This is a genomic window from Aeromonas sp. MTB (genome assembly GCF_056632455.1).
This window is the reverse complement of sequence record NZ_CP147026.1, coordinates 2,826,504-2,852,842: the sequence shown is the minus strand read 5'-3', so window position 1 is coordinate 2,852,842 and position 26,339 is coordinate 2,826,504. Positions and strand designations below refer to the sequence as shown.

The window sequence follows — 26,339 nt, the reverse complement described above, 5'->3', positions numbered from 1 at the left end:
GCGGCATTGCTATTGCGTAACGGAGTTCTGGTGAATCGCCGGATTGTAATTTCTAGTGATAGTTGGCAAATTGCCGGTCTCGGTTAATTTGTACAGATCTAGTTATCACCTGACTCCGGCCTCAAACCGGTGTTTTGTTTACGCTACTTTAGTGCGCACTTTCTTCGGTATCAATTTCAGACCCTTCTTGAACATGTTGTAGGGGGGTTGACCCTCCATCATCCCGCCCTGATGTGGCCGCTGGGTGTTGTAGTGCACCAGATAGCTATCTAGGTCTGTCTGCATCTGCTCTACCGACTTATACCATGTCGTTCTCCCCTTGATACGGAAGTGTTCATCAAGCAGTGTGCGATGCAGCCGCTCGATAAAGCCGTTGCTCTGCGGCCTGCGCACCTTGGTTGTCCGGTGCTCAATCCCCTCCAGTTGCAGGAACAGTTCGTAGGGATGATGGTCTGGGCGCCAACAGAACTCGCGCCCGTTATCCGACAGGATGGTATAGACCCGTGCCTCATGGGCCTCGAAAAACGGCAGCACCGTTTCATTGAGCACATGAACCGAGGTCACCGGCAGCTTGCTGGTGTAGAGCCGCCCCCAGGCGTGGCGGCTATAGCAGTCCAGCACGGTTTGTAGATACATCTTACCGACCCCCTTGAGTGCGCCGACGAAGAAGGTGTCGATCGCCACCAGTTCCCGGTGTAGTGAACTTCTATCTGGCGTTCGCGGAACTCGGGGCTGAAGCGCTCTAACAGGCGAATTTGCTCGTCATTGAGCTCAATGGTCTGATCCCGGTGAGTTTTCTCAAGGCGCAGCAAGCGGTCGTGTTTGGAGAGCAAGTCGTGCCGTTGCCACACGCCACGTACACCACCCGCACTAACATTGATGCCTTGCAGAGCCAGTTTTTGCGCGACTCGCAGCGGGCCATGAGCTGGTCTGGTGAGGGAGTAATCGAGGATGGCCTGTTCAATCTCGGGAGCGACCCGGTTGGGATGAGCCCGTTTACAGCCGGGCAATTTGTCGAGCAATCCCTCGGCGCCATAGGTCTGGTAATTACGGCGAATTTCGTAGAACTGCTGACGACTGTAGCCGATGAACTTGCAGGCTTTGCTGACGTTATTGAGCTCTTTGGCGAGCTCTAGCAGGCTGAGTTTGCGACGTGCGACTTTCTCGTTGGTGGTCATGCAGAGGCTGATAGTATTTTGCAGGTGCAAAAAAGCCCCTTGGCGGGGCTTGGTGTCTGGCAAGGCCGGTGTCGGGATTATCAATCGAACAGGATGCGGCCGCTGGTGCCGGCATCGCTGTCTTTCCAGCTGGCGCCGTTTTTGCGCAGGGTGTAAGTGATGGTCTCCTGCTTGAATTTCAGGTAGTCGCTGCCGCTGTGATTTGGTTTGACCTGATTGCCATCGATATAGGTTTCCCCTGTGGTATCGACGTGAATTTCGGCCACGGTGCGGCCATCGTCAGTGACCGCTTTATAGTTGCCAGCCCACGGGCTCTCGTCGCCATACTGCACGGCCCCTTCCTGAGCGTGCGCTTGGGCATGGGTCTTGTGGCCGTGATGGGTTTTGGCCACGGCGCAGCCGGAGATACCGACCGCCAGCAGGCAACCGAGGGTGACATTGAGCAGAGTCTGTTTGGATTTCATCTTCATTTACCTGTATCAAATAATTGCAATGGATAAGGGGTGGAGCTCCCACGGTAGGTGTGGGCCCCGCTGAGCCGTGGCTCGAAATCAGTCCTGATTGATGCCTGAAATATGGCCGCGGGCGTCGGTGAGGCAGTGCCAGAGCCGGTCATGGGGCCCCTTGATATCAATCATCATCCCCGCCTGGGAGTCGGCCACATAGTCGAGGGTCAGTTTGCTGCGGCTGACGCCCGCTTTTCTGGCGATGGCGTTCATGCAGGCGTTCTCGGCAACCTTGGTTTGTGCAGTGCTGCCGTTGTAGGCACTGCTACTGGCGATTTCATTATCATCGCCGTCGTCATCGTTCTCATCGTCATTGAGCTGGCAGGCGCCGCTGTCGCCATTTTTGACAAAATAGGTGATGCCCCAGTCGCCATTTTTCACCATGGAGAGGGTGGTGCGCCCCTTGCTCGCCTCGTAGAAATTTGAATTCACTTTTTTAAGTGGAACTTGCTGGTTATTGATATAAGCCGTGCCATCTTCGACGCGAAGATTAATATGTCCAGGACAGCTGGCGGATAAATCAGGCACCCCTGCATATGCAGTTCCGGTTATTACCAATACAGAGAGAGCAAGCAGCGTTTTTTTCATCAGATAACCTCAAATCAACAAGGATCAGCAAGTGTGATGTCGTCAAAATAACGGTTGCTATGCCTGAACGTTATTTCTGTGCTCATTGCACACCTGTTATCGGTAGCCCGCAGTCAGTTGTTTCAGTGCGCCTCGTCCTGCCGGGATGACGCCAAATTTAGCAGTCGGGTGATGTAAGTAAAATAAAACAGGATTAATTGGATTCATAAAATATGAAAAACTATAAATCATTTAAAACAATGGGTTAGGTGCAGTTCAAGTCACTGTGCAAAAGATGGGGGACCATCCGGGATGGTTCCTTATGGGTGTCGATAAAGTTGGCCATAGGGCTGCAATATCGGGAGTTGAGTATTTTCTCTGTTGCAAGCGAGTACAGGCTGGCGACATCACAGGACCAATCAGCCATTGCGCGCCGTAAATACACAGACAAAAAACTCCAATATTCGGTGTGCGAGGGGGGGGAATTAGCCTACCAGCAGGTGGATATTTTTACCTGATATGATGGAGTGGTGAGGCATATGAAAGGGTCAGGATAAATAAACCCTCCGTCAATAGGGCGTGATTATCTGGAGTGTTACTGTGCTTTCCCTGAGGATTGCCCACTTTTGGCAGGAAAATATAACGACTTAGAAACTCATGGCCAACCCGATGGAATAACCGCTGGTGTTGTGGCTGAACATATAGCGGGCAACCAGCCGGGTACGGGTGACTATGATGTCGTATTTGCTGCTGTCCAGCTCCAGACCGGCGCCGATAGAGTTGAGGGAGTCAAAGCCAAGCAACCCCCGCTGCTCCCCCAGATATGCGGTATGGGCCCCCTCCAGTACATAGCGCACCGGTCTGTCGAGCAGTGTCCAGTCAAACAGTGGGGCCCGGCGGCGCAGATAGAGGCCGAGGTTCTCCGCCTCGGCGTGACCACGGACGCTGGTCGAAGTGCCGCCAAAGCTCTGCAGGTGCTGGTAGGAGTAGCGCACTTCGATATCGATATCCTGCGTCTTTGAAAAGAGCTCGTAGTCGAGCATCAGCGAGCCCCCCAGTCCGTACATATTGAGCTGTCCACCATCGAGGAAATCCAGCGAGTAGCCCTTGGTACGCTCCAGCAGCCAGTTGCCGATCCGCAGATCGCTGGCCATGGTACCGAGCGAGACGTTGGCGATTGGGCGCAGCACCCAGTGGCCACCGCGCGGGTCTTCATGGAGGGCGATATCCCAGCCGATCCCGCCCGAAGCGGTCAGGCTGTTCCATTTGGTCGGGAGGGTGCGGCTCTCGGTGCCGTTGCTCACTACAAACTGGGGATCGTAGCGGCTAAAGCCGATCGCTCCTTCCAGATAGATGGGCACGGCTTCGCTCATGGTGGCGCCGCCGCCGATCTGGGTCATGTTGAGGGCGGCAGATTGATTGGTGCCGCTGCCGATATCGAGGTTGCTGGCGGTGATGTCGGGCACCACGGTGAAGGTCATCAGCGAGAGCACCGCATTTGCGCGCTCCTGTGCCCACTCCTGATCCTGTGTTGCGGCTTTGACGGCGCCGCCGGATAGCGCCAGCAGCATTGGCAACAACATCTGCAATAAAGAGGAGCAAGAGCGGTGCATGAGTGTGGTTCCCGATAAGCGGCGTCTGATTGCCCTGGTTTTACTGTAGCGAGCTTCCCGGCGGTTGGCACGGAGCAAAGAGGGGGAGAGTGAGCGCCGCTTGTGGTCGGTTGCCGCTGAGGGGCAAGCCTTTGCCACACCAACGGCACGCCTTTGCAGTTTGTCGCTAAAGCTTGGCCTCTTGCCGCCGATATCTCTTGTGAGATCGTGTGGAGGACAAGCAATTGAACGCTTGGGTGTTGGGGTTGGTCAGCATATCAGTGAGTATGCAGTTACAGGCTGGGGTCACTGAATTTGGTGCCGGTCTGGATCAATCCGTCTGGCGTTTGACCTCCGATACCCAGATTGAGTGTCGCCTCGAGCACCCTATTCCCAACTGGGGAACGGGGGCTTTTGTCAGCCGCGCCGGGCGCAAGATCAACCTCGACTTCGAGCTCAAGGGCAAGCGGCCGCAGGCCCAGACCCAGACGGTGAGCCTTGGCATCATGCCACCGGTATGGCGCCCGGGCATCGCCGGGCGAGAAGTGAGTCAACTGCGCTTCTATCAGCAGTTCGATGGGCTGGTGGAGGGGCAGACTGCCTGGACCATGCTCGACGAGCTGGAGGGGGGGCGAATGCCCACTTTCCAGTATCGGGACTGGTATCGCCAAAACCGCGCGGTGCGGGTGTCCCTCTCGTCGGTCAACTTTCGGGTGAAATATCAGGCCTTTATAGACTGTCTGAGCGGGCTGTTGCCCTACAGCTTCAACGACATCGCCTTTAGCGTGCTCACCTACGACAAAAACAGCGATCAGCTCTCCATCCCCTCCAAGCGGCGGCTGGCGATGATCAGCGAGTTTATCAAGGCGGACAAGAGCATCGACGTAGTGGTGATAGACGCCTACAGCGACAGCTATGGCGGCCGCTGGCCGAACCTGAAACTCTCCGAGAAGCGGGCCGATGCCATCAAGAAGGTGTTTGTCGATCTGGGGATTGATCCCGGCAAGATCTCGGTGGAGGGGCATGGTGAGAAGCAGCACGTTGCCTCCAACGAAACCGAACAGGGTCGTGCCAAGAACCGGCGGGTGGTGATCAGCATGGGGCGCAATGGCGAGATCTAGCTTTGCGGCCCGGTCAGAGAAGCATAAAAAAGAGCGCATCTGCGCTCTTTTGTGATCCTGCCATCCGGCAGCGGAGTCGGGTAGCTTAGAAGCTGTCACCTAGGCCAGTACCGGCATCTTTCTTGGCGATCAGTTCAATCTTGTAACCGTCCGGATCTTCGACGAAGGCGATCACGGTGGTGCCGCCTTTAACTGGGCCCGGCTCGCGGGTGATCTTGGCACCGGCGGCGCGCAGCGCTTCGCAAGTGGCATAGATGTCGTCCGCTTCCAGCGCGATATGGCCGTAGGCTGAGCCCAGTTCGTACTCGCTCACTCCCCAGTTGTAGGTCAGCTCGATCACCGCTTCATCCTTCTCGTCACCGTAACCGACGAAAGCCAGGGTGTACTTGTACTCGCTGTTCTCGCTCTTGCGCAGCAGCTTCATGCCAAGGACGCGGGTGTAGAAGTCGATGGAGCGTTGCAGATCGCCGACACGCAGCATGGTATGCAGAATTCTCATTGCTCAGTTCTCCGGGTTGGTGATGTGTACTGCTTTCAATCTCGGTTGCGAGGCCATCAGCTTTCTGGATAGACCTTCTCTTTGTACTCGCAGAGGTCCTCGATGATACAGGAACCACTGCAGCGGATGTTTGCGAGCGAGACAGGTAGGACGGTTGTGGCGCCCAGTCATTCAGCTCTCTGGATAGACCTTCTCTTTGTATTCGCACAAGTCCTCGATGATACAGGAACCACAACGGGGCTTGCGAGCCAGACAGGTGTAACGCCCGTGCAGGATCAGCCAGTGGTGGACATCCAGCTTGAACTCGGCGGGTACCACTTTGAGCAGCTTTTCCTCCACCTGATCCACGTTCTTGCCCACCGCAAAACCAGTGCGGTTCGATACCCGGAAGATATGGGTATCGACAGCGATGGTGGGCCAGCCAAAGGCGGTGTTGAGCACCACGTTGGCGGTCTTGCGGCCGACGCCCGGCAGGGCTTCCAGCGCTTCGCGGTTCTCCGGCACCTCGCCGCCGTGGCGCTCCAGCAAGATGGCGCAGGTCTTGATGACGTTCTCGGCCTTGGTGTTGAAGAGGCCAATGGTCTTGATGTACTCCTTGAGCCCGTCCACCCCGAGCTCCAGCATCGCTTGCGGGGTGTTGGCCACCGGATAGAGCTTATCGGTCGCCTTGTTGACGCTGACATCGGTCGCCTGCGCCGAGAGCAGCACGGCGATCAACAGCTCGAATGGCGAGTTGAAATTGAGCTCTGTGGTGGGGTGCGGGTTGTTTTCCCGCAGCCGCTCGAGGATCTCTCTGCGTTTCTGGTTGTTCATGCCTTGCGTCCGATCATAGTTCGGTCGCCCGGACGCGAGCCGGGGCAACGTTGCAGTGGGCCACGGTAGCGGCTTGTTTGCGGTCCCGCCAGTCGTTGATGGCGTTCTTGGCGGCGATCAGCAGTCCCAGCCCGATAAAGCCGCCCGGCGGCAAAATCGCCAGCAGCAGGCTGGCATCGGCGTGGAACAGCTCGATGCGCAGGGATTTGGCCCACTCGCCCAGCAGCAGCTCGGCGCCATCAAACAGGGTGCCCATGCCGATGATCTCGCGCATGCCGCCCAGTACCAGCAGCACCAGGGTAAAGCCAAGGCCCATCATCAGGCCGTCGAGGGCTGCCAACAGCGGCGGGTTCTTGGAGGCATACGCCTCGGCGCGGCCGATGATGACGCAGTTGGTGACGATCAGGGCGATAAAGATGCCGAGCGCCTGATAGAGGCCATAGGTGTAGGCGTTCATCAGCAGCTGCACACTGGTCACCAGCGAGGCGATGATCATCACATAGACCGGAATGCGAATATCCTTCGGCACCCAGTTGCGCACCAGCGAGACGGCGAGGTTGGAGCAGACCAGCACCGCCATGGTGGCAAGGCCCAGCCCCAGCGCATTGGTAAAGGTGGAGGAGACGGCGAGGGTCGGGCAGAGCCCCAGCACCTGCACCAGCGAGGGGTTGTTCTTCCACAGCCCCTGACTCATCAGCTCCTTGAGCTCGCCCTTGCGGCTTTCCAGCTCGGCAAGCGGGGTTGCGCCCGTTTCAATCTGTTCCATCTGGTTCATGATGGCTCGACTCCGTTAGTTCGCCGCCGGACAAGCCGGGGCGTTGCTGAGCAGTTCGGGTTGCTCCTGCTGCAGTTTCAGCAGGTTCTTCACCGCCTTGACCACGGCTCGCGGGGTGATGGTGGCGCCGGTAAAGGCATCGAACTCGCCGCCATCCTTCTTCACCGCCCACTGGGGCTCGTTGTCATGGGTCAGGAATTTTCCGGCAAAGCTGTTGATCCAGTCCGATTTCTTCAGCTCGATCTTGTCACCGAGGCCAGGGGTCTCGTTGTGAGCGAGCACGCGCACAGCGGTGATGGTGCCCTTGGCATCAAAGCCCGCCACGATGCGGATCGCCCCGCTGTAACCATCCGGCGCGATCGCCTCCAGCGCATAGCCGGTCACCACGCCATTCTTGCTGGCGGTATAGAGGGCTTGCGGCTGGTCGCTGCCGAGATACTTCCTGCTGGTCACCTGCTTGCAGCTGGCCACCAGATCGTTGTCATAGCTCCCCTCCGGCAGCAATACCGAGAGGGTCTGCTGTTTCTCCAGCTGCTGCTGGTGGGCGATTTTATCCTTGGTCAGCTCGTTGGTCAGTACCACCAGCGCGGTACAGCCGAGCGCGAACATCGCCAGAATAAGGCCGTTCTTGCGCATGCTCTTTAACATGTCCGGGCTCCGTCAGCTGTGATGGGGGAAAAGGGCAGAAACATCATTGGCGACGAGCTCCATACACTTTCGGGCGAGTCAGGCTGTCAATAAACGGCACACAAAGGTTGGCCAGCAGCACGGCGAAGGCAAACGCATCCGGATAGCCGCCAAAGCGGCGAATGATGTAGACCAGCACCCCGATCAGCACGCCATAGACCAGTCGGCCGCGCGGTGTGGTGCAGGCGCTGACCGGATCGGTGGCGATAAAGAAGGCCCCCAGCATGGTCGCGCCGCTAAAGAGATGGAACATGGGCGTGGCGGTTGCATCCGGGCTTACCAGATAGCCGATGGTGGAGGCCGCCAGCAGGGCACCGAGAATGGCGGTGGGAATGCGCCAGTTGATCACCTTCTGTTGCAGAAGGAACAGGCCGCCCAGCAGATAGCCGAGGTTGACCCAGCTCCAGCCGATGCCGCCCCAACCCTCGAACAGCGGGCCGCTCAGGATCTCGCCGGTGGTGAGCCCCTGAGTCAGGCCGGTTTTCAGGGTATCGAGCGGAGTCGCCATGGTAAGGCCATCCACCCCCTGCTTGAGCTGGGCCATGCTGTAGCCGTCGAGGCTAAAGCCGGTGAAGATCACCGACGCCGCATCACCAAAGCCGAGGCTGTAGGCGCGCACGCTCTCCGGCGGCAGCCAGCTGGTCATCTGCACCGGGAAGGAGACCAGCAGCAGCACATAGGCGACCATGGCCGGGTTGAACAGATTCTGGCCCAGCCCTCCGTAGAGCTGCTTGGCGATGATGATGGCGAAGGCAGTGCCCACTACCATCATCCACCACGGCAGCAGCGGCGGCAGGGAGAGGCCGATCAGCACGGCGGTGAGGGCGGCGCTGCCATCCATCAGGGCCGGTTTGACGGGGCGGCCCCGCAGCTTGAGCACCAGCGCCTCACTCACCAGCGCGGTTACCAGCGCAATCAGGATCTGGATAAAGGAGCCCCAGCCGAAGAACCAGGTCTGGGCCAGCAAGCCCGGCACACAGGCCAGGATCACCAGCAGCATCAGGGTTCGGGTCTGTTTGCGGTTATGGGCAAACGGCGCAGTCGCGATATTGAACATGGATTAGTGCATTACCTCGTTGTTTAACGATGGGCCAGCGAGCATCAGCGCGGCTCGGCGTCGGATGATGATCCCTCATCCGGGGTGGCCCCACTGGCCCTGGCCGCGTCGGCAGCCAGTTTTTTCGCCTTGGCGCGGGCGACGGCAGCGGCGATGGCTGCCTTTTTCGGGTCAACGCTCACCTCGGCAACGGCCGATTCGGCCACGGCCTCGCTCACCGGCTCGGCGAGTGCTTGCTCACCGCGAGCCCCTTCTGCTGCCTGCATTGGCTCACCCTGTTCAGCAGCCTGCTGGGCCGCTTTCTTGGCTTTGGCGCGGGCAATGGCTGCGGCGATAGCGGCTTTCTTGGGATCGACCGCTTCGCTGGCCGCAGATGGCGCATCGTGTTGGGTTGCAGCCGTTTCGTTGGTGCCTGCGGTGGCAGTCAGATCGCCCTCAGCGCTGTCGCCCTGCTGGGCTGCCTTCTTGGCCTTGGCGCGAGCAATGGCTGCGGCGATAGCGGCCTTTTTGGGATCAACCGCTTCGCTGGCCGCAGATGGCGCATCACTTTGGGTTGCAGCGGATTCGCTGGTGCCTGCGTTTGCAGTCAGATCGCCCTCAGCGCTGTCACTCTGCTGGGCCAGCTTCTTGGCCTTGGCACGAGCGATGGCGGCAGCAATTGCAGCTTTCTTGGGATCGACAGGGGCGTCATTTTGCGTGTTGACCTCGGCTGCCGTGCCGTTGGCTGCGCTTACCGGCTCGCCACTGGCCTCGGCCTTTTTGGCTTTGGCACGGGCAATGGCGGCGGCAATTGCTGCCTTTTTCGGATCAACTTCTGCCTTTTGCTGATAAGCATCTACTACCGCAGGGGCAGCAACGGCTTCGGCAGTCACAGGCTCGGCGCTATCACCCGCTTGAGCGGCCTTTTTGGCCTTGGCGCGCGCCAGTGCGGCGGCGATGGCTGCTTTCTTGGGATCGCTGGCGGGGTCAACCGCCTCGGCGGGTTGCGCCGCAGCGGCAGTGTCGCTGTTTGCGCTCTCCGCCAGCTTGGCGGCGCGGCGGGCTTCCGCTTCCCGTTTGCGGGCTTCGCGGGCGGCAATCACGGCACTGTTGTCAGGCAAGCCCTCTGCGGTGGCGGTAATGGCTGTGATGGGGGCATCCTGCTTGGCCTTGATGCGGGCCAGTGCCGCTGCCACCGGATCTTCGCCGCCTGCGGCCGTCATGGTCTGACGGCGCTGGGCGGCGGCTTCGGCATGGCGCGCTTCGCGGGCCGCTTTCTCCCGCTCGAAGCGGGCCTGCTTGGCCTCGAAACGCTGCTTGGCGCGTTCGGCTTTTTCGGCCTCGGCACGGGCTTCGCGAATGTCGTCTTTGGCGATCTTGTAGTACTGCACCAGCGGGATCTCGCTGGGGCAGACCCAGGCGCAGGCGCCGCACTCGATGCAGTCCATCAGGTTGAGCTTCTCGGCCTTGTCATACTCCTTGGCCCGGCTGTACCAGTAGAGCTCTTGCGGCAGCAGGGTGGCCGGGCAGGCGTCGGCACAGGCGCTGCAACGGATGCAGGGCTGCTCCGGGCCGGGGGCGGGCAGTTCAGCCTGCGTCGGCGCCAGCAGGCAGTTGGTGGCCTTGACCACAGGCACCATGGCGTGGGGCAGGGTAAAGCCCATCATGGGGCCCCCCATGATCACCCGCTGCTCCGCTTCCGGTTGCAGTTCGAAACGCTGCAACAGCCAGCGTACCGGCGTACCGAGGCGCACCCAGGCGTTGCCGGGCTTTTTGAAGCTGTCGCCGGTGAGGGTAACGATCCGCTCGATCAGCGGCTCGCCGTCGATGATGGCGCGCTTGATGGCAAACACGGTGGCGACGTTGAGCACCATGATGCCGATATCGACCGCGCGGCCCCCCTTGGGCACCTGACGGCCGGTGAGCAGCTCGATGGTCTGCTTGGCACCGCCCGAGGGGTACTTGGTCGGCACCGTCTTGACCAGCACATCTTCATCGGTGGCGTGGCGGGTCAGCTGCTCGATCGCCTCGGGCTTGTTGTCTTCCACCCCGATCAGGGTGAGTTTCGGTTTGAGCAGGTGCTTGAGCACCCGGATGCCATCCATGATCTCGTCGGCGTACTGCTGCATCAACCGATCATCGGTGGTGATATAGGGTTCGCACTCCAGCCCGTTGACGATCAGGATCTCGGTGAGCTGGCCGCGGCCGTCGAGCTTGCTGTGAGTGGGGAACACGGCGCCGCCAAGGCCCGCTACCCCCGCCTGCTGGATGCGCTCGAGCAGCTCGCCCCGCTCCAGATTCCAGTAATCGGGTTTGCCATTGCGCTCGCCCCACTCATCTTCCCCATCCGGGGTGAGAATGACGCAGAGATCGCCGAGCCCGGAGGGGTGGGCAACCGTGTGGTTGCCAATCTCGGTGATGGTGCCGGAGGTGGAGGCATGGACAGGGACGACCCGCCCCTTGGCATAACGGGTCAGCGGCTGCCCTTTTTTGACCTTGTCGCCCACCTGCACCAGCAGATCGCCGGCGGGGCCTGCGTGCTGGCGCAGCGGAATGATGAGACGTGGCGGCAGACCGGCGTCTACCACCGGGCTCTGGCTTGATTGCAGCTTGTTGTCGGCGGGGTGAATGCCACCGTGAAAGTCCCAGAGCGTGCCGGCTTTGATACGTTCGAGTAAGGAATGCATGGTTGCTCCGCTGTTTATTCCACTATCTTGACCGGAATCTTGCCCGGAACATGCACGTTATTGAGATCCCACTTCCAGTTATCGACCGTGGTGGGCACCGGGATCATCTCGATGCAGTCGGTCGGGCAGGGATCGACACAGAGATCGCAACCGGTGCACTCGTTGGCAATCACGGTATGCATCGCCTTGGTGGCGCCGACGATGGCATCCACCGGGCAGGCCTGAATGCACTTGGTGCAGCCGATGCACTGATCTTCGTGGATAAAGGCGACCTTCTTGACCGGCACAGCGGCCTCGTCACTGCCCCCCAGTGGCTGGGGCTCGACCCCCATCAGATCGGCAATCTTGCGCATGGTGGCCTCGCCACCCGGCACGCACTTGTTGATCTGATCGCCGTTGGCGAGAGCCTCGGCGTAGGGTTTACAGCCGGGATAGCCGCACTGGCCACACTGGGTCTGGGGCAGCAGGGCATCGAGCTGATCGACGATGGGGTCTGCTTCCACATGAAACTTGACTGCGGCAAAGCCCAGGATAATCCCGAACGCCAGCGCCAGCAGGGTGAGCACCAGAATGGCAAAGAGAATATGGATCATGGTTATATCTTGATAAGGCCGGTAAAGCCCATAAAGGCCAGCGACATCAGACCGGCGGTGATCATGGCAATCGATACCCCGCGAAACGGCGCGGGCACATCGGCGGCGACCAGACGCTCGCGCATGGCGGCAAACAGGATCAACACCAGCGAGAAGCCGGTGGCGGCGCCAAAGCCGTAGATCACGCTCTGGATAAAGTCGTGTCGCTCATTGATGCTGAGCAGCGCCACCCCGAGCACCGCGCAGTTGGTGGTGATGAGGGGCAGGAAGATCCCCAGCAGGCGATAGAGGGTCGGGCTGCTCTTGCGCACCACCATCTCGGTAAACTGCACCACCACGGCGATCACCAGAATAAAGGCGAGGGTGCGCAGATAGGCGATATCCAGCGGCAGCAGGATATAGTGCTCCACCAGATAGGAGCTGGCACTGGCCAGGGTCATCACGAAGGTGGTCGCCAGCCCCATGCCGATGGCGGTTTCCAGCTTGCCGGAGACCCCCATAAAGGGGCAGAGGCCGAGGAATTTCACCAGCACGAAGTTGTTAACCAGCACGGTGCCGATCAATAAAAGCAGGTACTCAGTCATCAATTACCGTCACTGAAAGTCGGGTTATCGGGGTTTGAAGGCGGGCGGTATTATCTGACGTTAGGGCCAGTTAAACAACCGCAAGGCCGCATGGTTATTATGCAACTGGATAATTTAGCCGGGGTTTTGGGCGAGAATCCGGTGGGTTTTGCGTCATCTTCCCACCGGGTGAGAAGCCTTACTAACCAACAGCCAGTTTGGCGGCCTCTTTCCACATAAATGGCGGCATCGGAGTAGTGAGACGCCATTTAATGTTCATCGGTTGGCTGCCTGTGTGGGATACGTACTCCACCTCACCAAAGTTCACAAAGCCAAGGGTGCGGCCAAATTCATCTTTGCTCTGCTCGCGGACGAACAGAAACAAGCGCTTACCTTCTGCTCTGTGGTTTATGTAACTCAGCCCTTTACCCCGTTCTGGGCGAGCGCTGTTTTGGCTCTGCCAATGAAACAGCGACTCGTTGATGGCGTAGTCGTGATAACGGGTAGTGGGGGAGAAGTGCTGTTCCGTTTTGTTCAAGGTCACGAACAGCAACTCGATATTTTGCTCTGCGATGACATAGACCCCTTCGCGAGCCGTGGGTTGCTGCGCGAAGGTGGTCGCGCCAAAGCCAACCAGCACCTGTTCTCTGGCATAGCGAGCATGCAGTTGCAGCGGATTACCGGGAAGGTTTGGCATGGCGCTTTGTTCGTGCTGCACCCGGTTGATCAGCATGGGTAACAGATCTGCCAGCTCGGCCCTTAACTCTGGTTGATTGAGTTGTTTCAGGCTGTGCGCCAAGGAGCTAAAGCCTGCGTTGGATCCGCTCTGTTGCCAGAAGTCGTAATGGCACATCAAGGCCATACGTTCATCGTGTTCGGCCGTTAAGGTAAAGGCGCTTTCCACTAAGGTTTGTAAGAAGTTCAAGTAATGGAGCGCATCGCAGCCCAATAGCCGGGTTTTGATGGCCCGGGTGTAGAGGGTCGACAGCTTCTCATCGCTCATTTCAGAAATGGTATGGTTGCTAGCCTGTTTGACCAAGTTGCTCCAATTGCCGCGCTTGTAGATCTCCTCAAGGCTGATGTGAGGGTAGAACTTCAAAAAGCTCGTCAGCGTCAGCGGTAAATCACAATCCAGTGAGAAACGGCGGATCAGGCCCATGAGGCGCGAGGTATTGAGAGTCGCCTTTTTGATATTGCTCAGAATTAACTCTTGGGTCTGTTTTGAGAGTTCGATGCGGCAGCCCAAGGGGGCGTGAGGGAAGCCCTGTTTGATCTCGTGGCTGATCGCCTTATTAGTTTTACCCACCAGTGCCCGGAATTTCTGGGCAAAGTCATACTCAGCACGGGCATTGCCAACAAAGTCCAACACGGTGCAGCACTCTTTATCGCTCGCCAGCCGCAGGCCGCGCCCTAATTGCTGCAAGAAGATAGTGAGGCTTTCCGTTGGTCGTAAAAACAGCAAGGTATCGACTTCCGGGATATCAACCCCTTCGTTGAAGATGTCCACCACGCAGAGAATATTGATAACCCCAGTGCGCAAATCTTGTTGTTTACTATGCCGCTCGTCTCGATTATCGCTGGTGAGGATGTCAGCCTTGATGCCCTTCAATAAAAATGCCTTGCACATAAAGTCGGCATGTTCACGGCTCACACAAAATGCCAGCGCTTTGATCTTGGTAATATCGGTGACGATCTCATTGAGGCTCTGGACTATTTTCTGTACCCGCTGCTGATTGTGGGTATAGATATTGGTGAGTTCAGTGATGTCATAACGGCCATTTTTCCAAGCCACTTGGCGCAAGTCAGTATCATCATCGATACCAAAATATTGGAACGGACAGAGATGGCGACGATTGATGGCCTCGGGCAAGCGGATCTCTGCTGCGATGACACCACAAAAGTCGGCAAGAATATCACCGCCATCATGGCGCTCTGGCGTTGCGGTTAATCCCAACAGAATGTGAGGTTCAAAGGCGGCGAGCAGACCGCGATAACTGGCCGCCGCAATATGGTGAACCTCATCGATGACGATGTAATCGAAATAGTCTGGGCTAAGACGTAAATTAGCCAGCTGGTTATTCAAGGATTGCACCGAGGCAAATAGCTGACGGTAGTGGGTTGGCACGGCGCCGCCGACCAAGAGTTCGCCAAAATTGGATTGCTTGAGCACTCCGCGGTATGAGGCCAATGCTTGGCGCAAGATCTCCTCTTTGTGGGCGACAAACAGAAACTTGGCGTCGGGTTTGGTTTTCAGAAAACGCGCAAAATCAAAAGCGGAGATCAGGGTTTTCCCTGTACCGGTGGCCGCAACCACCAAGTTACGGAAGCGCTGGTGTAAAGCGCGCTCCATCGCCAATTGTTCAAGGATCTCCAGTTGATGGGGAAACGGCGTGATATCAAAGAAATAGGCAGGGCTATTTTTGTCCCCATCCCCACGGGCCTCTTGCAGCGCATGCTGCAATTTTGTACGGCTTTCGAGCTTGCCATCAAACAGCTCAAAATCATCGGATTCCCAATAGGTTTCAAAGGTACTCAGGGATTTCTCGATAATATGCGGGATCTCTTGCGAGGTGATTTTTAGGTTCCACTCCAAGCCGCTGGTGAGGGCAGAGTGAGAGAGATTGGAGGAGCCTATATAGCCGGTATGAAAGCCGGTATTCCGGCAAAAGAGATAGCTCTTGGCATGCAACCGCTCGCGCTGGGTGTTATAGCTGAGTTTGACTTCGGTATTTGGGAGACTAGCTAAAAATTCAACTGCCTTGGCATCGGTCGCCCCCATATAAGAGGTAGTAATTACTTTTAATTGGCGGCCGCTGCGAGTGAACTCTTCCAGCTCATGACGGAAAATACGGATACCTGCCCATTTGATGAATGAGACCAGCCAGCAGATGCTATCTGCCGATAATATTTCCCGTTTAATCTCAGACTCCATCGACAAACCCGCATTGCTACCGCAGAACAGCTCACTTTGCGTTAGACCGGTCAGAGGGAAAATATCCTCGGCATATTGCTTTAAATTGGCGGAGATGGGGTTATCCAATTGGTAGAGCGCTGTCAGAATTTTTCCCTGACTATCGATGAGGTTCTCACCAATAAAGTCTGGGTCTTGGGTGCGATCCTTTAGCCAAAGCAATAACTGGTTAGCCAGCTCAATCTGCCGTTGCAGCTGATCTTCACCAGTTACCGAACCCACCGCATATTCCAAAACCCGACTCAGAAATCTGGATAACCAAACTGCCGCTTCGGCAGGTTCAAGCTGGCGTTCCCCTACGTAAAAGCGCTCGCGGTCGAGTCGAGATGTCAGCAGTTGAGTAATGAGCTGTTCATAAATACCGCATTGTTGCATCACGCACGAGCCTCGAACATTGTCTATAGAAGAAAGAGATAATATCATTTTTTTCATCTAAATCAGCATGTTATTATCGGTGGCATGTTTGGTTATGGAGCCCGTATTATTAATTTTTTCACGTGGCTCACAGATTCAAGATGTGGCAGCATTTTTTTCTTACCCCATGCTGGGCTTTATTACTGCCACTATCTGCAGTGACTGAGGAGTACAGATGTTCAAGAAACCGGTAGCGGTTGAACTGGAGGCCATCAATCAGGAAGGTGAGATACAAGTGGTGCGTGACAGCGGTCTGACCGTTCAAGGCTACAGCGTTTACTTGCGAGTCGAAGAGAGCAACGGCTGTGCCTTGGCAACCTGTGTGGCAGACTACGACACCATCGGCCCTGCCTACGAACTGGCGGAGCGGTTGAGTCAGGCGCTGGCCATCCCGCTCATTGTGATGACTCCAGAAGCATTAATGCCAGTGAAGAGTTAGCCAAACGCGACAACAGCAGCCATTGCAACGCCCAACTGAACACCCCTTAAAAATTACATCATCATTTGCGCTCGCTTTGCGCGCCAAGGCACACATGGGCTTACCCTTGCCGGGTATGATGGGGTTGCCCGCCGTGGCGGCAACAGTCTGATGTTTGCGGGCATATGTCGGTCACATCAGCCAGATCACCACCAGGAGGTAACCATGATCAGCCATATCGACCATCTGGTATTGACGGTCAGTGATATCGAACGGGCCGTGGCGTTTTACAGTTCGGTGCTCAATATGGAGGCCATTACCTTCGGTGCAGGGCGCCGGGCGGTAGGGTTTGGCAACCAGAAGATCAATCTGCAGCTGCCGGGGCAGGAGCCGCGCAATCGGGCGCAGGTGGGGTCGGGAGATGTCTGCCTTATCACCCGCTGGCCGCTGGAGCAGGTGATGGCCCAGCTTGCCTGCTACGGGGTGGAGATTGTCGAGGGGCCGGTGACCAAAAGTGGCGCCTGCGGGCCGATAGAATCAATCTACTTCCTCGACCCGGATCAGAATCTGATAGAAGTGAGCATCTATCCCTGACAGGGCTGGCGCGGCGCCTGACGGTGCAACACCTATCAGAATCACCCTATTTCCTCGAGCCGGACCAGAACCTGATAGAAGTGAGCATCTATCCCTGAGCCCACCAAGCCATCAGTTCCATCGCCATCATCAATAGAAAGGGGCCGTCAATTGACGGCCCCTTTCTCGTATCGCCATCGACCCAGCGCCAGTGGCTCTTTGCCGATACTCCAGAAACGCCCTAGAAAGGCGCGCTGCTCTCGTCGCTCTCCTGTAAAAACTGCTCCAGTTCGGCCTGATAGGCCGCATCATATTGACCGCTGCTGGCAGGGGTTACGGCTGCAGACCGAGCCACGGGAGGGGCGGTGAGGGTCTCCATTACCCGCTGCTGCAGATAGGGGTAGAAGGGGTTGGAGGAGGTGCGGGTGAGGGCGCCGGGGTTAACGATCAGCACGCCGCGCTCGCCACGCAGGGCCAGACCGCCGAGATTGATGCCGTATTGCTCCCGCTGCTGCGGGCGCGCCGCCATGCCATAGAGGGGGTCGTCCATCGGGAAGGGGAGCGCTACATGGGAGAGGGAGTAGATCTCCTTGAGATAATCGACACCCAGCGGGCGGAGCTGCTCAGGCTGATCGCCGGTGGCCAGCGTTCTGGCCTGGGTTGCGGGGGAGGTTGGCTCGACATTGCCCACCACGGTGAGGCGATAGTGCTGAGGGGCGTTTGGCAGCAAGCGGTGCAGCGCCAGCTCGGAGGCCGAGCTCATCAGCGGGCCAAACAGGGTGCTGCGGTTGATATCAAACAGCACCAGTTCGCTGCCGTTGGCCGGCAGGTAGTGGTAGAGATCGGCAATGATGGAGCGGGTGCTGACGGTGTAGTCCATCACCGACTGGAAGGTGAGGGCGGGGGGAAACGCCACCAGCTCGCCACTGGCGGCCAGCTGGCGCACCTGCTGCTGGATGGCGTGGGTCAGTCGATAGGACTGGCGCGCCCCGTTGACCGGAAACGAGTTGTACTTGAACGGGTTGAACTCCGGCATGGTGTCGAGCCAGGCGGCGTTGGCAAAGGCGGGTAGCAGGGCTGGCACGGCCTTGAGCCCGGCGAAGCGGGCAAAGCGGGTCACCCCGATCATCGGGGAGATCAGCACCAGCCGATCCGGTTTTGCCAGCGCACCGCTCGGGTCGGCCAACGCATCGAGCGCATATTTCACCGCCAGCGCGCCGCCGTTGGAAAAGCCCACCAGATGCAGCGGCCGCTTGCCCGGTGCCAGCAATCTGGCCTCCCGCACCGCCAATCGGGTAGCGGCCAGCCAGGTCTCCCAATCCACATCCACGAGGCCAGCGGGCACGGTGCCGTGACCGGGGATCCTCAGTCCCAGCGCGATAAAGCCCTGCTGCTGATAGCGTCTGGCCAGATGGCGCAGGCTGTAGGGGGAGTCGGTCAGGCCGTGCAGCAGCACCGCCACTCCTTTGACTTCCCCCTCGGGGCGTAGCAGGTAGGAGCGGTTCCAGTTCTGCTGAAAGCGGGCGGGATTGATGGGGGCGTCCTGATAGTAGCGATTGCTGGCTAGTTGCTGCTCCGGCTGTGTCTTGGCAACCACCTCGGTGGCCACCAGCTCGAACAGCTCTGCTTCGCGGGCCAGATAGGCTTGCCAGTCGCTGTTGTCGAGCTCATCGGCACTGAGTTCGGGGGCACCACTGTGTGCCACAGCTGCAGCGGCGCTGCCTGCCAGGCGAAGTAGGCGATCACCGCCCATGCGGTCAGCAACAGCAGCAACAGGGTCAGCAGAGCACGGCGAACAAGGCGGCGAGTGTGAGCCAGCATGGTGCAATCCTTGGCGATAGGGGGGGCCGCCTTTGGGCGGGCGAGTTTGGCGTAGCACATTGGGCGCGGCCAACCGGCTTAAAGCCTAATGGAAACAAGGTGATATGTATAGTTGATGGCGTTCGGCCGCGCAGGCTGTGGGCGCCTGATCCTGCCGTTGGCATCAGGCTGGCCGTTCGAAGGCTGCATCGCGGGCCATCTGGTGGCGTGAACTTATCCGCGGATGCCTGCTTGGGCGCTGCGACATTGCAACTATCTGCCCCTGAAAGGGGGCAATTATGCTACTGTAGCGGCGTTTTTTGATGGATAAGCTGGCATTGGCCTTTTTTGAAGATGGAATGGTATGCAGAACTTTGACGTAGTGAATTGGCTGATGCAGCAGACAGCCTCCCCGGCGCAGCCGGAACAGGCGATGGCACAATCGGGCGCGGCCCAGAACCTGTGGCAGGTGACCCATGCTGGCTAACGAATCCATGCGCCTGAACAAATACATCAGCGAGAGCGGTATCTGCTCGCGCCGCGAGGCCGACCGTTTTATCGAGCAGGGCCACGTCTTTATCAACGGCAAGCGGGCCGGGATCGGTGATCAGGTGCAGGTTGGCGATCTGGTCAAGGTGAACGGTCAGGTGATCGAGCCGCGCGAGGCGGACAGTCTGGTGCTGATCGCCCTCAACAAGCCGGTGGGCATCGTCAGTACCACGGAGGCGGGCGAGAAGGACAACATCGTCGATTTCGTCAACCACAGCACCCGGGTCTTCCCCATCGGGCGGCTCGACAAGGATTCGCAGGGTCTGATTTTCCTTACCAACCACGGCGATCTGGTCAACAAGATCCTGCGGGCGGGCAACGATCACGAGAAAGAGTATCTGGTGACCGTCGACAAGCCGGTGACCGACGAGTTTGTGCGCGGCATGGCGGCCGGGGTGCCGATCCTCGGTACTGTGACCAAGAAGTGCAAGGTGAAGAAAGAGGCGCCGTTCGTCTTTCGCATCACCCTGGTGCAGGGGCTTAACCGCCAGATCCGCCGCATGTGCGAGCACTTCGGTTTTGAAGTGACCAAGCTGGAGCGCATCCGCATCATGAACGTCAGCCTCAAGGGGCTGCCGGTGGGCGAGTGGCGCGATCTGACCGACGACGAGCTGATCGATCTGTTCAAGCTGATTGAGGACTCCTCCTCCGAGGTGAAACCGGCCAAAGGCGACAAGCCCAAGGCGGCCAAGGCCCCTGCGGCGCCAAGCGCCAAACCGGGGCAGGGCAAGAAGCCGCGCCGCGATGACGATCACGAGATTGGCGGGCGCCCCAATGTGCCGGGCCCGGAAGCCTTCGAGAAGAAGCTGCCGGTGGGCAAGGGCGGCGCTGGCAAAGGAGCACCCAAGGGTGGCAAACCGGCCGCAGGAAAGCCGCGCACCGCTAACACCGGACGGCAGAAGAAGGGGCGCTGAGTTGCCCCCTTGAGTGGCATCGGCCGCCAGTCATCTCCAACACACCGGCCTCAGGCCGGTGTGTTGCTTTGGGTCGCAGAGTCGGTTGGGCGGGGCGCCGAAAGGGTTGGCTCGCAGGCGGTCGGTAACCGCATGACGCGGGGGTAGTGGCGCGGGTCGAGGCGCACTACCAGCAGGCTCATCAGCAGCAATCCTCCCAGTTGCCACTGCCAGGCGGCCGCAAAGTCGCCCACATAGTGATAGAGCCGTGCCGCCACCCAGGGGCCGGTGGCCGCCAGCATAAAGCCGAAGCCCTGCATCAGGGCGCTCAGGGTGCCGGCACGGCGCGGGTCGGGCAGGTGATCGAGCGCAATCACCATGATCAGCGAAAAACTGCCGCCAAGACCGGCACCGCACAGCATGCACCAGAGAATCGGGGCACTGGCTGGCGCCAGCCAGAGACCGCCGAATCCCGCCAGCTGCATGGCGATGGCAAGCCCCATCCACGGCCGCCGATCCAGACTGCGCGCCGCCAGCAGCGGCAGGCCGAGGCCGCTGGCGGTCTGCGCCAGCGCCAGCCAGGCGACCAGTTCGCCCGACTGCGCGGCGCTCCACCCCTGCGCCATATAGGCAGGGGCCAGCCAGGCCACGACTATGCCGTAGCCACTGTTGATGATGCCAAAGCAGACGATCAGCAACCAACTGCGGGGCAAGGTGATCAGCCGCTGTTCGCCGTGGGGAATGGCGATTGCCGCGGCCCGAGGCAGACGCACTTTCCACCCTAGCCAGACGAGGGCCAGCAGCACCGGCAGGCTCCAGAGTGCCAGCGCCCGCGACCAGTCGAGGCTGACTGCCAGCCTTGGCGTGAGGCTGGCTCCGAGCGCCCCGCCCCCCATCATGCAGGCAGAGAAGATCCCCATCACCAGCGGCACCTTGCGGGCGAAGGCCTGCTTGATCAGCGCGGGCAGCACTCCCTGCACCAGTGCCGAACCAAGGCCGCAGAGCGCCGCGCTGGCGATCAGCAGGGCGCCGCTTTTGGCATCGAAGCGCATGGCGCTACCAATGCCGAGCAGCAACAGGGCCAGCCCCAGCAGTTGGCACGCACTGGCGCGCCGACGCAGGCTGGGGGTGAGCAGCACACCAATCCCGATGAGCCAGAGCGGCAGCAGGGTGAGCCAGGCGAGGGTGTCCATCCCCAGCGACAGGGCGCGGCCAATCTCGCCGCTCAACGGGCCGATGGCGGTGAGAAAGGGGCGCAGGTTAAGGCCAATCAGGATCACCAGCACCAGCAGGGCAGTCTGGCCTGCGGGTTGATCCGCATTTTGTTGATTCATCGGGTGCTGTTTCCGGTTCTGGGAGAGACAGGGGGCACTCGGGACACGGAGTCATCGGGGCTGAACATGGCAGATCACCGTCAAAGTAGGCAAAAGCGCCAGCCTAGCGGGCTCGAAAGTCATTTGGAAATTAAATGATAGAATGGGCTTCAGTGGTTTTGTAAATGGAGCGCCCCATGCTGGATCCCCTGTTACTGCGCAGTTTTGTCGCCATTATCGACACCGGCAGCTTTACCCGCGCCGGTGAACGGGTCCATCTGACCCAATCCACCATCAGCCAGCAGATCCGCCGCCTTGAGCAGCAGCTTGGCTGCCCGCTGCTCGATCGTGCTGGCCGTCAGGTGGTCGCAACGGCGGAGGGGGAAAGATTGCTGGGGCTGGCCCGCCGCATTCTGGCGCTGCTGGCGCAGGCCGAGGAGCAGGTGAGCGAGGGGAGCATATCGCTTAGCCTCGGGGTGCCGGAGGATTTCGCCGCAGGCGCCATCACCCCGGTGCTGGCCGCCTTTGCCCGCGACTACCCCGAGGTGCGGCTGGAGGTGGAGAGCGGCCTGAGCCACGAGATCTGGCAGCGCTTCGAGGCGGGAGAGCTGGATCTGGCGCTGGTCAAGCAGACGCGGGGGCAGGGTTCGCCCCTTGCCAGCTGGCGTGAGCCGCTGGTGTGGGTCGACAGTCGCGACTGGCCCGCACGGGAACGGGATCCGCTGCCGCTGGTGGTATTCCCGAGCGAAGGGCTCTATCGGCGGCAGATGACCGAGGCGCTCGATGGCCTCGGTCGGCGTTGGCGTATCGCCTATGTCAGCGCCAGCCTTGCCAGCTTGCAGGGGGCGGTGAGCGCGGGGATCGGGGTGAGCTTGCTGCCCAAACGGCTGATGCCCGCCGATCAGCTGGCCCTGACCCATTGGCCCAAGGTGGCGCCGGTGGAGCTGGCGCTCCATGCCGGAGGAAGCGGGAGCGAGCCACTCACCCGTTTGAGCGCGGCCCTGATCGCCCTCTGTGACGAGGTGATGGGGCCGCAGTAATTTGCGGTATGGGGAAAAGTTGAAGTCTGAAAAAGCGCAACAAAGTGTGAGGGCCGATCAGAGATCCTTCCCCTCCGCCAGCTTGCGCTCGTAATCCTGTTTCACGATGGCCAGCGCCGCCAATACCAGCTCGGGGGCTAGCTGGTTGGTTTCCAGCAGTTCAATCAGATCCACCGCGAGTTTTACCTCGGGCGGGGCAGTTTCCAGTGACATGGGCAGGGTTCCGGTTGCGGGAAGAGGGGGGATTATACAGGGGCGCCGCCGTTGGCCGAAAGCGGCCCTCTATCGGGCAGGGGAATCACCAAGGTCAGAGGTGCTGGCGCATCTCCTTGTCGATCTCCTCGCGCAGGGCGATCAGCTTTTTGGCGTACTGCTGCAACTGCAGATCGCTCTCGCTCACCGGCTGCCACTGGGGCACCGGGGTCGGTTTGCCCTGCTCATCCATCGCCACAAAGATGATGATGCAGTGGGTGGTCTTGTGGCGCTCGGTCTCGGTGGGGTGGCGGCTGTAGACATCCACCGCCAGATGCATGCTGGTGGTGCCGGTGTGGATCACCTGAGCGTGCACCTCTACCAGTTGGCCAATCTGGATGGGGCGCAAAAAGCGGATCCCCCCCACATAGACGGTCACCGCATAGCCGCCGCACCAGCCCGCGGCACAGGCATAGCCCGCCTGATCGATCCACTTCATCACCATGCCGCCGTGTACCTTGCCGCCGAAATTGACGTCGGAGGGCTCGGCCAGAAATTGCAGGGTCAGTTCGCGATTGGGCACAGTTACATCCTTATTGCCTGAAGGGTTTCCCTGAGCTTTGCCCCATCGGCCTGCCCGGTCAAGGGTTCATCCCCGATTCAGGGGGGCGGGGTCACTATCTTGCTCTATCGATGGGAACATAGCCGCAGGAGTGACACCATGAAACAGATGCTGGAACAGTTGCTGGGGGCTGGCAAAGGCTGGCTCAACGAAGGCGGAGACAAGCGCAAGGGGCAGATGCAGGGGGCGCTGGCCGGCGGTGCGCTCGGTCTGCTGTTGGGCAATAAAAAAGTGCGCAAATATGGCGGCAAGGCCGCTGCCGTGGGCGGCGCCGCAGCTCTTGGCGGGCTGGCCTACAAGCTCTATCAGGATTGGCAGGCCCAGCAGGCGGCACCGGCCCAGCCTACCCATCCCATCAGCGGGCTGGAAGGCAATGCGCTGGATGCCCGCGCGGCGCTTTTGGTGCGCGCCATGGTGGCTGCGGCCCGGGCCGATGGCCATATCGACGGCGCCGAGCGCCAGAAAATTCAGGAGTACCTGACCGAACAGGGCCAGAGCGATGTCGCCCGCTGGATTGACGCCGAGCTGGCCCGTCCCCTCGATCCCCACGCGCTGGCGCGGGAAGTGACCGACATGGAGCTGGCCACCGAGGTCTATCTCGCCTCCCTGCTCGCTATCGAAGTGGATCACTTTATGGAGCGCGGTTATCTCGACGAACTGGCGCGCGCCCTCAAGCTCGATGACAACCTCAAGGGAAGCATCGAGCGGCAGGTGGCCCAGCTTAACGCTCCCGCCTGATACCCCTCATCGCCATGGATTGCCGATAACGTCCCGCTCATGGGGCGTTGTTGTTTCTGCGGCTCGTTAAAAGATGCGGATGAGCCTATTTGGATTGCGGGGCACAGCCCCTAAGATGGCGCAGGACCATCACCATTTTTGCAAGGAACAACCGTTGGAGATACGCAAGGCAACCGCACTGGATATCGACGCCATTGTCGAGCTGAACCGGCAGATTGGAGAGATCCACCATCAGCACTATCCCGAGGTGTTCTGCCCCCCTTCGCCAGAGGAGCGGGCATTTTTGCTGAGCGCCATCGGCGCGGAAGGGCGTCTATTCTGCGTTGCCGAGCAGGATGGCAGGGTGGTGGGCTTTTTGACGGCGCGGATCGACATCAATGACTCTGTGCCGTTTCTCACCCGTGCGCCGATTTGCCGTATCGGCTCGGTGGTGGTGGATGAGCAGCACCGCTCCCGCGGGATTGGCAAGGCGCTGATCGCCCATTGCGATGAGTGGGCCAAGGCCCGTGATGCTCAGCAAATCCGGCTGGAGGTGATGGCCTTCAACGAGCGTGCCCAAGCCCTCTACGAGGCGCTGGGCTTCAAGGTGCAGTCGCAGATCATGGCCAGATAACCAGTTTCTGATGGCGAGCCAAGGCGCGTCACCCACCAACCACAAAGGCCCGTTGCGGGCCTTTGTTCGTTTCGCCAGCGGCTCTTTGCCTCGTTACTTTTCACCGAGCTGCGCGGCAATCAGCGCCGCCAGCCGGGTGAGGGCCTGCTCCAGCTGTTCGCTCCAGGGATGGGAGCTGTTGAGGCGCAGGCAGTGGTTGTGTTGCCCCTGACTGGAGAAGAGCGCGCCGGGGGCTACTGAAAAACCGCTGCCCAGCGCCTTGGCGTGCAGGGCGCGGCTGTCGAAATGGGCAGGCAGCGCCAGCCAGAGGAAGTAGCCGCCATCGGGGGAGGAGATCCGCACCTCGTCCGGCAACAGCCGTTGCAGGGCCGCCCGCATCTGCTGCTGGCGCTGGGCCAGGGTGTGGCGCAGGCGGCGAAAGTGGGCATCGACCCCGCCCTGGCGCAGCATCTCGGCCAGCGCCAGCTGGCTCGGCACATTGGTGGAGAGGGTGGACATCAGCTGCAGCCGCTGGATCCGCTCGGCATGGGGCCCCGCCACCACCCAGCCGACCCGAAAGCCCGGCGCCAGACACTTGGAGAAGGAGCTGCAGAGCAGGCTGTCACCGCGCTGATCCCAGTGCTTGATGGGCTTGGGGCGCTCGCGACCAAAGTAGACCTCCGCATAGACGTCATCCTCCACCAGCGGCACCCCATGGCTGTTGAGCAGTGCCATCAGCCGCGCTTTGTGACTATCCGGCATGGTGTGGCCGAGCGGGTGCTGCACATTGCCCATCAACCAGCACGCCTTGACCGGAATACGGGTGAGGGCGTCTTCCAAAAGCGCCAGATCGATACCCACCCCCGGGATCACCGGGATCTCCACCGCCTTGAGTTTCAGCCGCTCGATGGCCTGCAGGGCGCCATAGAAGGTGGGGGACTCCACCACCACCCAGTCACCGGGCTCGGTCAGCACCTGCAGGCTGAGGGAGAGCGCCTCCATGGCGCCGGTGGTGATGATGATCTCCTGCGGATTGACCGCCACCCCGTCGCTGGCGTAGCGCTGGGCGATGGCACGGCGTAGCGCTTCGTTGCCGGGGGGCAGGTCGGCCACCGTGCTGAAGGGATCGAGCTTGCGCATGCAGCTGGCCAGCGCCCGCCCGAGCTGGGGATGGGGGAACAGGGTCGGGTCTGCTACCGACATGCCAAGGGGCACCAGATCCCGCGATTTGCTCGCCTGCAACACCTCGAACACCAGATCGTTGATATCCACCGAGCCGCTGTAGTGGGTCTGGCTCGGGGTGTGCTGCACGACCTGTGGTGAGGCGGCTTTGACGTAGTAGCCGGACTGGGGGCGGGCGAGGATCCGCCCCTGACTTTCGAGCAGTTGATATGCCTGCAGCACCGTCATGGGGCTGAGCCCGTGAGTCTTGCAGCTCTGGCGAATGGAGGGGATGCGCTCCCCCGGTTGCCAGATACCATCGTCGATCTGGCTTTGCAGGCGGTCGGCCAACTGCTGGTAAAGGGACATGATCTGGATCAACTGTTATAGGTGTAATTCAATATAACTGCATCTGTTATAGGTGTCATGCTCCGTGATGTACTTGT

General features: G+C 59.8%; 24 protein-coding genes and 2 pseudogenes. 8 read left to right on the top strand and 18 right to left on the bottom strand.

Features of this window, described 5'->3' with window-relative positions:
* Nucleotides 1-138 precede the first annotated feature (138 nt).
* The 4 genes and pseudogenes from WBR25_RS13070 to WBR25_RS13055 all read right to left on the bottom strand — a co-directional run bounded on the left by WBR25_RS13070 (nucleotide 139) and on the right by WBR25_RS13055 (nucleotide 3,864).
* A pseudogene (locus tag WBR25_RS13070) lies at nucleotides 139-1,178 on the bottom strand (IS481 family transposase).
* 80 nt (nucleotides 1,179-1,258) lie between these two features.
* Nucleotides 1,259-1,642 (bottom strand): hypothetical protein, encoded by a 384-nt coding sequence (locus WBR25_RS13065; RefSeq protein ID WP_279464701.1) that lies wholly within the window; start codon nucleotides 1,640-1,642, stop codon nucleotides 1,259-1,261.
* A gap of 87 nt (nucleotides 1,643-1,729) precedes the next feature.
* Nucleotides 1,730-2,272, bottom strand: coding sequence for a hypothetical protein (locus tag WBR25_RS13060; RefSeq protein ID WP_429106803.1), 543 nt, complete (start codon nucleotides 2,270-2,272; stop codon nucleotides 1,730-1,732).
* Between the two features lie 626 nt (nucleotides 2,273-2,898).
* A complete protein-coding gene (locus WBR25_RS13055; protein ID WP_005359609.1) occupies nucleotides 2,899-3,864 on the bottom strand; it encodes an autotransporter domain-containing protein in 966 nt (321 codons plus the stop codon).
* Between the two features lie 224 nt (nucleotides 3,865-4,088).
* On the opposite strand from WBR25_RS13055, the gene WBR25_RS13050 reads away from it, so the two are divergent.
* Nucleotides 4,089-4,964 carry a flagellar protein MotY gene (locus WBR25_RS13050; protein ID WP_005337611.1) on the top strand — a complete coding sequence of 292 codons (876 nt, stop codon included), beginning with the start codon at nucleotides 4,089-4,091 and terminating at the stop codon, nucleotides 4,962-4,964.
* 85 nt (nucleotides 4,965-5,049) lie between these two features.
* Here WBR25_RS13050 and gloA read toward each other — a convergent pair whose 3' ends face one another.
* The 9 genes from gloA to WBR25_RS13005 all read right to left on the bottom strand — a co-directional run bounded on the left by gloA (nucleotide 5,050) and on the right by WBR25_RS13005 (nucleotide 15,963).
* A complete protein-coding gene (gene gloA / locus WBR25_RS13045) occupies nucleotides 5,050-5,463 on the bottom strand; it encodes a lactoylglutathione lyase (protein ID WP_005337610.1) in 414 nt (137 codons plus the stop codon).
* A gap of 171 nt (nucleotides 5,464-5,634) precedes the next feature.
* Nucleotides 5,635-6,276, bottom strand: coding sequence for an endonuclease III (gene nth / locus WBR25_RS13040; protein WP_042080150.1), 642 nt, complete (start codon nucleotides 6,274-6,276; stop codon nucleotides 5,635-5,637).
* Nucleotides 6,277-6,289: 13 nt separating this feature from the next.
* Nucleotides 6,290-7,051 carry an electron transport complex subunit E gene (locus WBR25_RS13035; RefSeq protein WP_019445996.1) on the bottom strand — a complete coding sequence of 254 codons (762 nt, stop codon included), beginning with the start codon at nucleotides 7,049-7,051 and terminating at the stop codon, nucleotides 6,290-6,292.
* Between the two features lie 15 nt (nucleotides 7,052-7,066).
* Nucleotides 7,067-7,699: an electron transport complex subunit RsxG gene (gene rsxG, locus WBR25_RS13030; RefSeq protein WP_005359614.1), complete on the bottom strand. Its 633-nt coding sequence runs from the start codon at nucleotides 7,697-7,699 to the stop codon at nucleotides 7,067-7,069.
* A gap of 43 nt (nucleotides 7,700-7,742) precedes the next feature.
* Complete coding sequence (gene rsxD / locus WBR25_RS13025) at nucleotides 7,743-8,795, bottom strand: electron transport complex subunit RsxD (protein WP_258721264.1); 1,053 nt, start codon at nucleotides 8,793-8,795, stop codon at nucleotides 7,743-7,745.
* A 44-nt stretch (nucleotides 8,796-8,839) separates the two neighbouring features.
* The gene (gene rsxC / locus WBR25_RS13020) at nucleotides 8,840-11,461 is read right to left on the bottom strand and encodes an electron transport complex subunit RsxC (RefSeq protein WP_479748188.1); all 2,622 of its coding nucleotides are present in this window, start codon (nucleotides 11,459-11,461) and stop codon (nucleotides 8,840-8,842) included.
* A 14-nt stretch (nucleotides 11,462-11,475) separates the two neighbouring features.
* The gene (gene rsxB, locus WBR25_RS13015; protein ID WP_005350799.1) at nucleotides 11,476-12,054 is read right to left on the bottom strand and encodes an electron transport complex subunit RsxB; all 579 of its coding nucleotides are present in this window, start codon (nucleotides 12,052-12,054) and stop codon (nucleotides 11,476-11,478) included.
* Nucleotides 12,055-12,056: 2 nt separating this feature from the next.
* Nucleotides 12,057-12,638, bottom strand: a complete 582-nt coding sequence (gene rsxA, locus WBR25_RS13010) for an electron transport complex subunit RsxA (protein WP_005337600.1) — start codon at nucleotides 12,636-12,638, stop codon at nucleotides 12,057-12,059.
* A gap of 181 nt (nucleotides 12,639-12,819) precedes the next feature.
* Entirely contained in the window at nucleotides 12,820-15,963 is a 3,144-nt protein-coding gene (locus tag WBR25_RS13005; protein ID WP_479749910.1) for a DEAD/DEAH box helicase, read from the bottom strand.
* A gap of 214 nt (nucleotides 15,964-16,177) precedes the next feature.
* On the opposite strand from WBR25_RS13005, the gene WBR25_RS13000 reads away from it, so the two are divergent.
* Both WBR25_RS13000 and WBR25_RS12995 read left to right on the top strand, forming a co-directional pair.
* Nucleotides 16,178-16,441: a hypothetical protein gene (locus WBR25_RS13000; protein WP_042056561.1), complete on the top strand. Its 264-nt coding sequence runs from the start codon at nucleotides 16,178-16,180 to the stop codon at nucleotides 16,439-16,441.
* Nucleotides 16,442-16,645: 204 nt separating this feature from the next.
* Nucleotides 16,646-17,014, top strand: coding sequence for a VOC family protein (locus tag WBR25_RS12995; protein ID WP_479748185.1), 369 nt, complete (start codon nucleotides 16,646-16,648; stop codon nucleotides 17,012-17,014).
* 220 nt (nucleotides 17,015-17,234) lie between these two features.
* Here WBR25_RS12995 and WBR25_RS12990 read toward each other — a convergent pair.
* A pseudogene (locus tag WBR25_RS12990) lies at nucleotides 17,235-18,814 on the bottom strand (alpha/beta hydrolase).
* 343 nt (nucleotides 18,815-19,157) lie between these two features.
* Between WBR25_RS12990 and WBR25_RS12985 the strand changes: the two are divergent.
* A complete protein-coding gene (locus WBR25_RS12985; protein WP_263717539.1) occupies nucleotides 19,158-19,280 on the top strand; it encodes a hypothetical protein in 123 nt (40 codons plus the stop codon).
* Nucleotides 19,270-20,256, top strand: coding sequence for a 23S rRNA pseudouridine(2604) synthase RluF (rluF, locus tag WBR25_RS12980; RefSeq protein WP_479748183.1), 987 nt, complete (start codon nucleotides 19,270-19,272; stop codon nucleotides 20,254-20,256). Before WBR25_RS12985 ends, rluF begins: the two co-directional genes overlap by 11 nt.
* 50 nt (nucleotides 20,257-20,306) lie before the next feature.
* Here rluF and WBR25_RS12975 read toward each other — a convergent pair whose 3' ends face one another.
* Nucleotides 20,307-21,569 carry a cyanate transporter gene (locus WBR25_RS12975; protein WP_479748181.1) on the bottom strand — a complete coding sequence of 421 codons (1,263 nt, stop codon included), beginning with the start codon at nucleotides 21,567-21,569 and terminating at the stop codon, nucleotides 20,307-20,309.
* A gap of 176 nt (nucleotides 21,570-21,745) precedes the next feature.
* On the opposite strand from WBR25_RS12975, the gene WBR25_RS12970 reads away from it, so the two are divergent.
* Entirely contained in the window at nucleotides 21,746-22,588 is an 843-nt protein-coding gene (locus WBR25_RS12970; RefSeq protein ID WP_479748179.1) for a LysR family transcriptional regulator, read from the top strand.
* Nucleotides 22,589-22,645: 57 nt separating this feature from the next.
* Here WBR25_RS12970 and rsmS read toward each other — a convergent pair whose 3' ends face one another.
* Together rsmS and WBR25_RS12960 are read right to left on the bottom strand one after the other, a co-directional pair.
* On the bottom strand, nucleotides 22,646-22,801 hold the full coding sequence (gene rsmS, locus WBR25_RS12965) for a pleiotropic regulatory protein RsmS (protein WP_021230652.1): 156 nt from the start codon (nucleotides 22,799-22,801) through the stop codon (nucleotides 22,646-22,648).
* Between the two features lie 94 nt (nucleotides 22,802-22,895).
* A complete protein-coding gene (locus WBR25_RS12960) occupies nucleotides 22,896-23,363 on the bottom strand; it encodes an acyl-CoA thioesterase (RefSeq protein WP_005337580.1) in 468 nt (155 codons plus the stop codon).
* Between the two features lie 138 nt (nucleotides 23,364-23,501).
* Here WBR25_RS12960 and WBR25_RS12955 point away from each other — a divergent pair, with 138 nt between their 5' ends.
* Nucleotides 23,502-24,140, top strand: coding sequence for a tellurite resistance TerB family protein (locus tag WBR25_RS12955; RefSeq protein ID WP_042656069.1), 639 nt, complete (start codon nucleotides 23,502-23,504; stop codon nucleotides 24,138-24,140).
* Between the two features lie 154 nt (nucleotides 24,141-24,294).
* Nucleotides 24,295-24,753, top strand: a complete 459-nt coding sequence (locus WBR25_RS12950) for an N-acetyltransferase family protein (protein ID WP_479748177.1) — start codon at nucleotides 24,295-24,297, stop codon at nucleotides 24,751-24,753.
* Between the two features lie 93 nt (nucleotides 24,754-24,846).
* Here WBR25_RS12950 and WBR25_RS12945 read toward each other — a convergent pair whose 3' ends face one another.
* Nucleotides 24,847-26,262: an aminotransferase-like domain-containing protein gene (locus WBR25_RS12945; protein WP_479748175.1), complete on the bottom strand. Its 1,416-nt coding sequence runs from the start codon at nucleotides 26,260-26,262 to the stop codon at nucleotides 24,847-24,849.
* Nucleotides 26,263-26,339 lie beyond the last annotated feature (77 nt).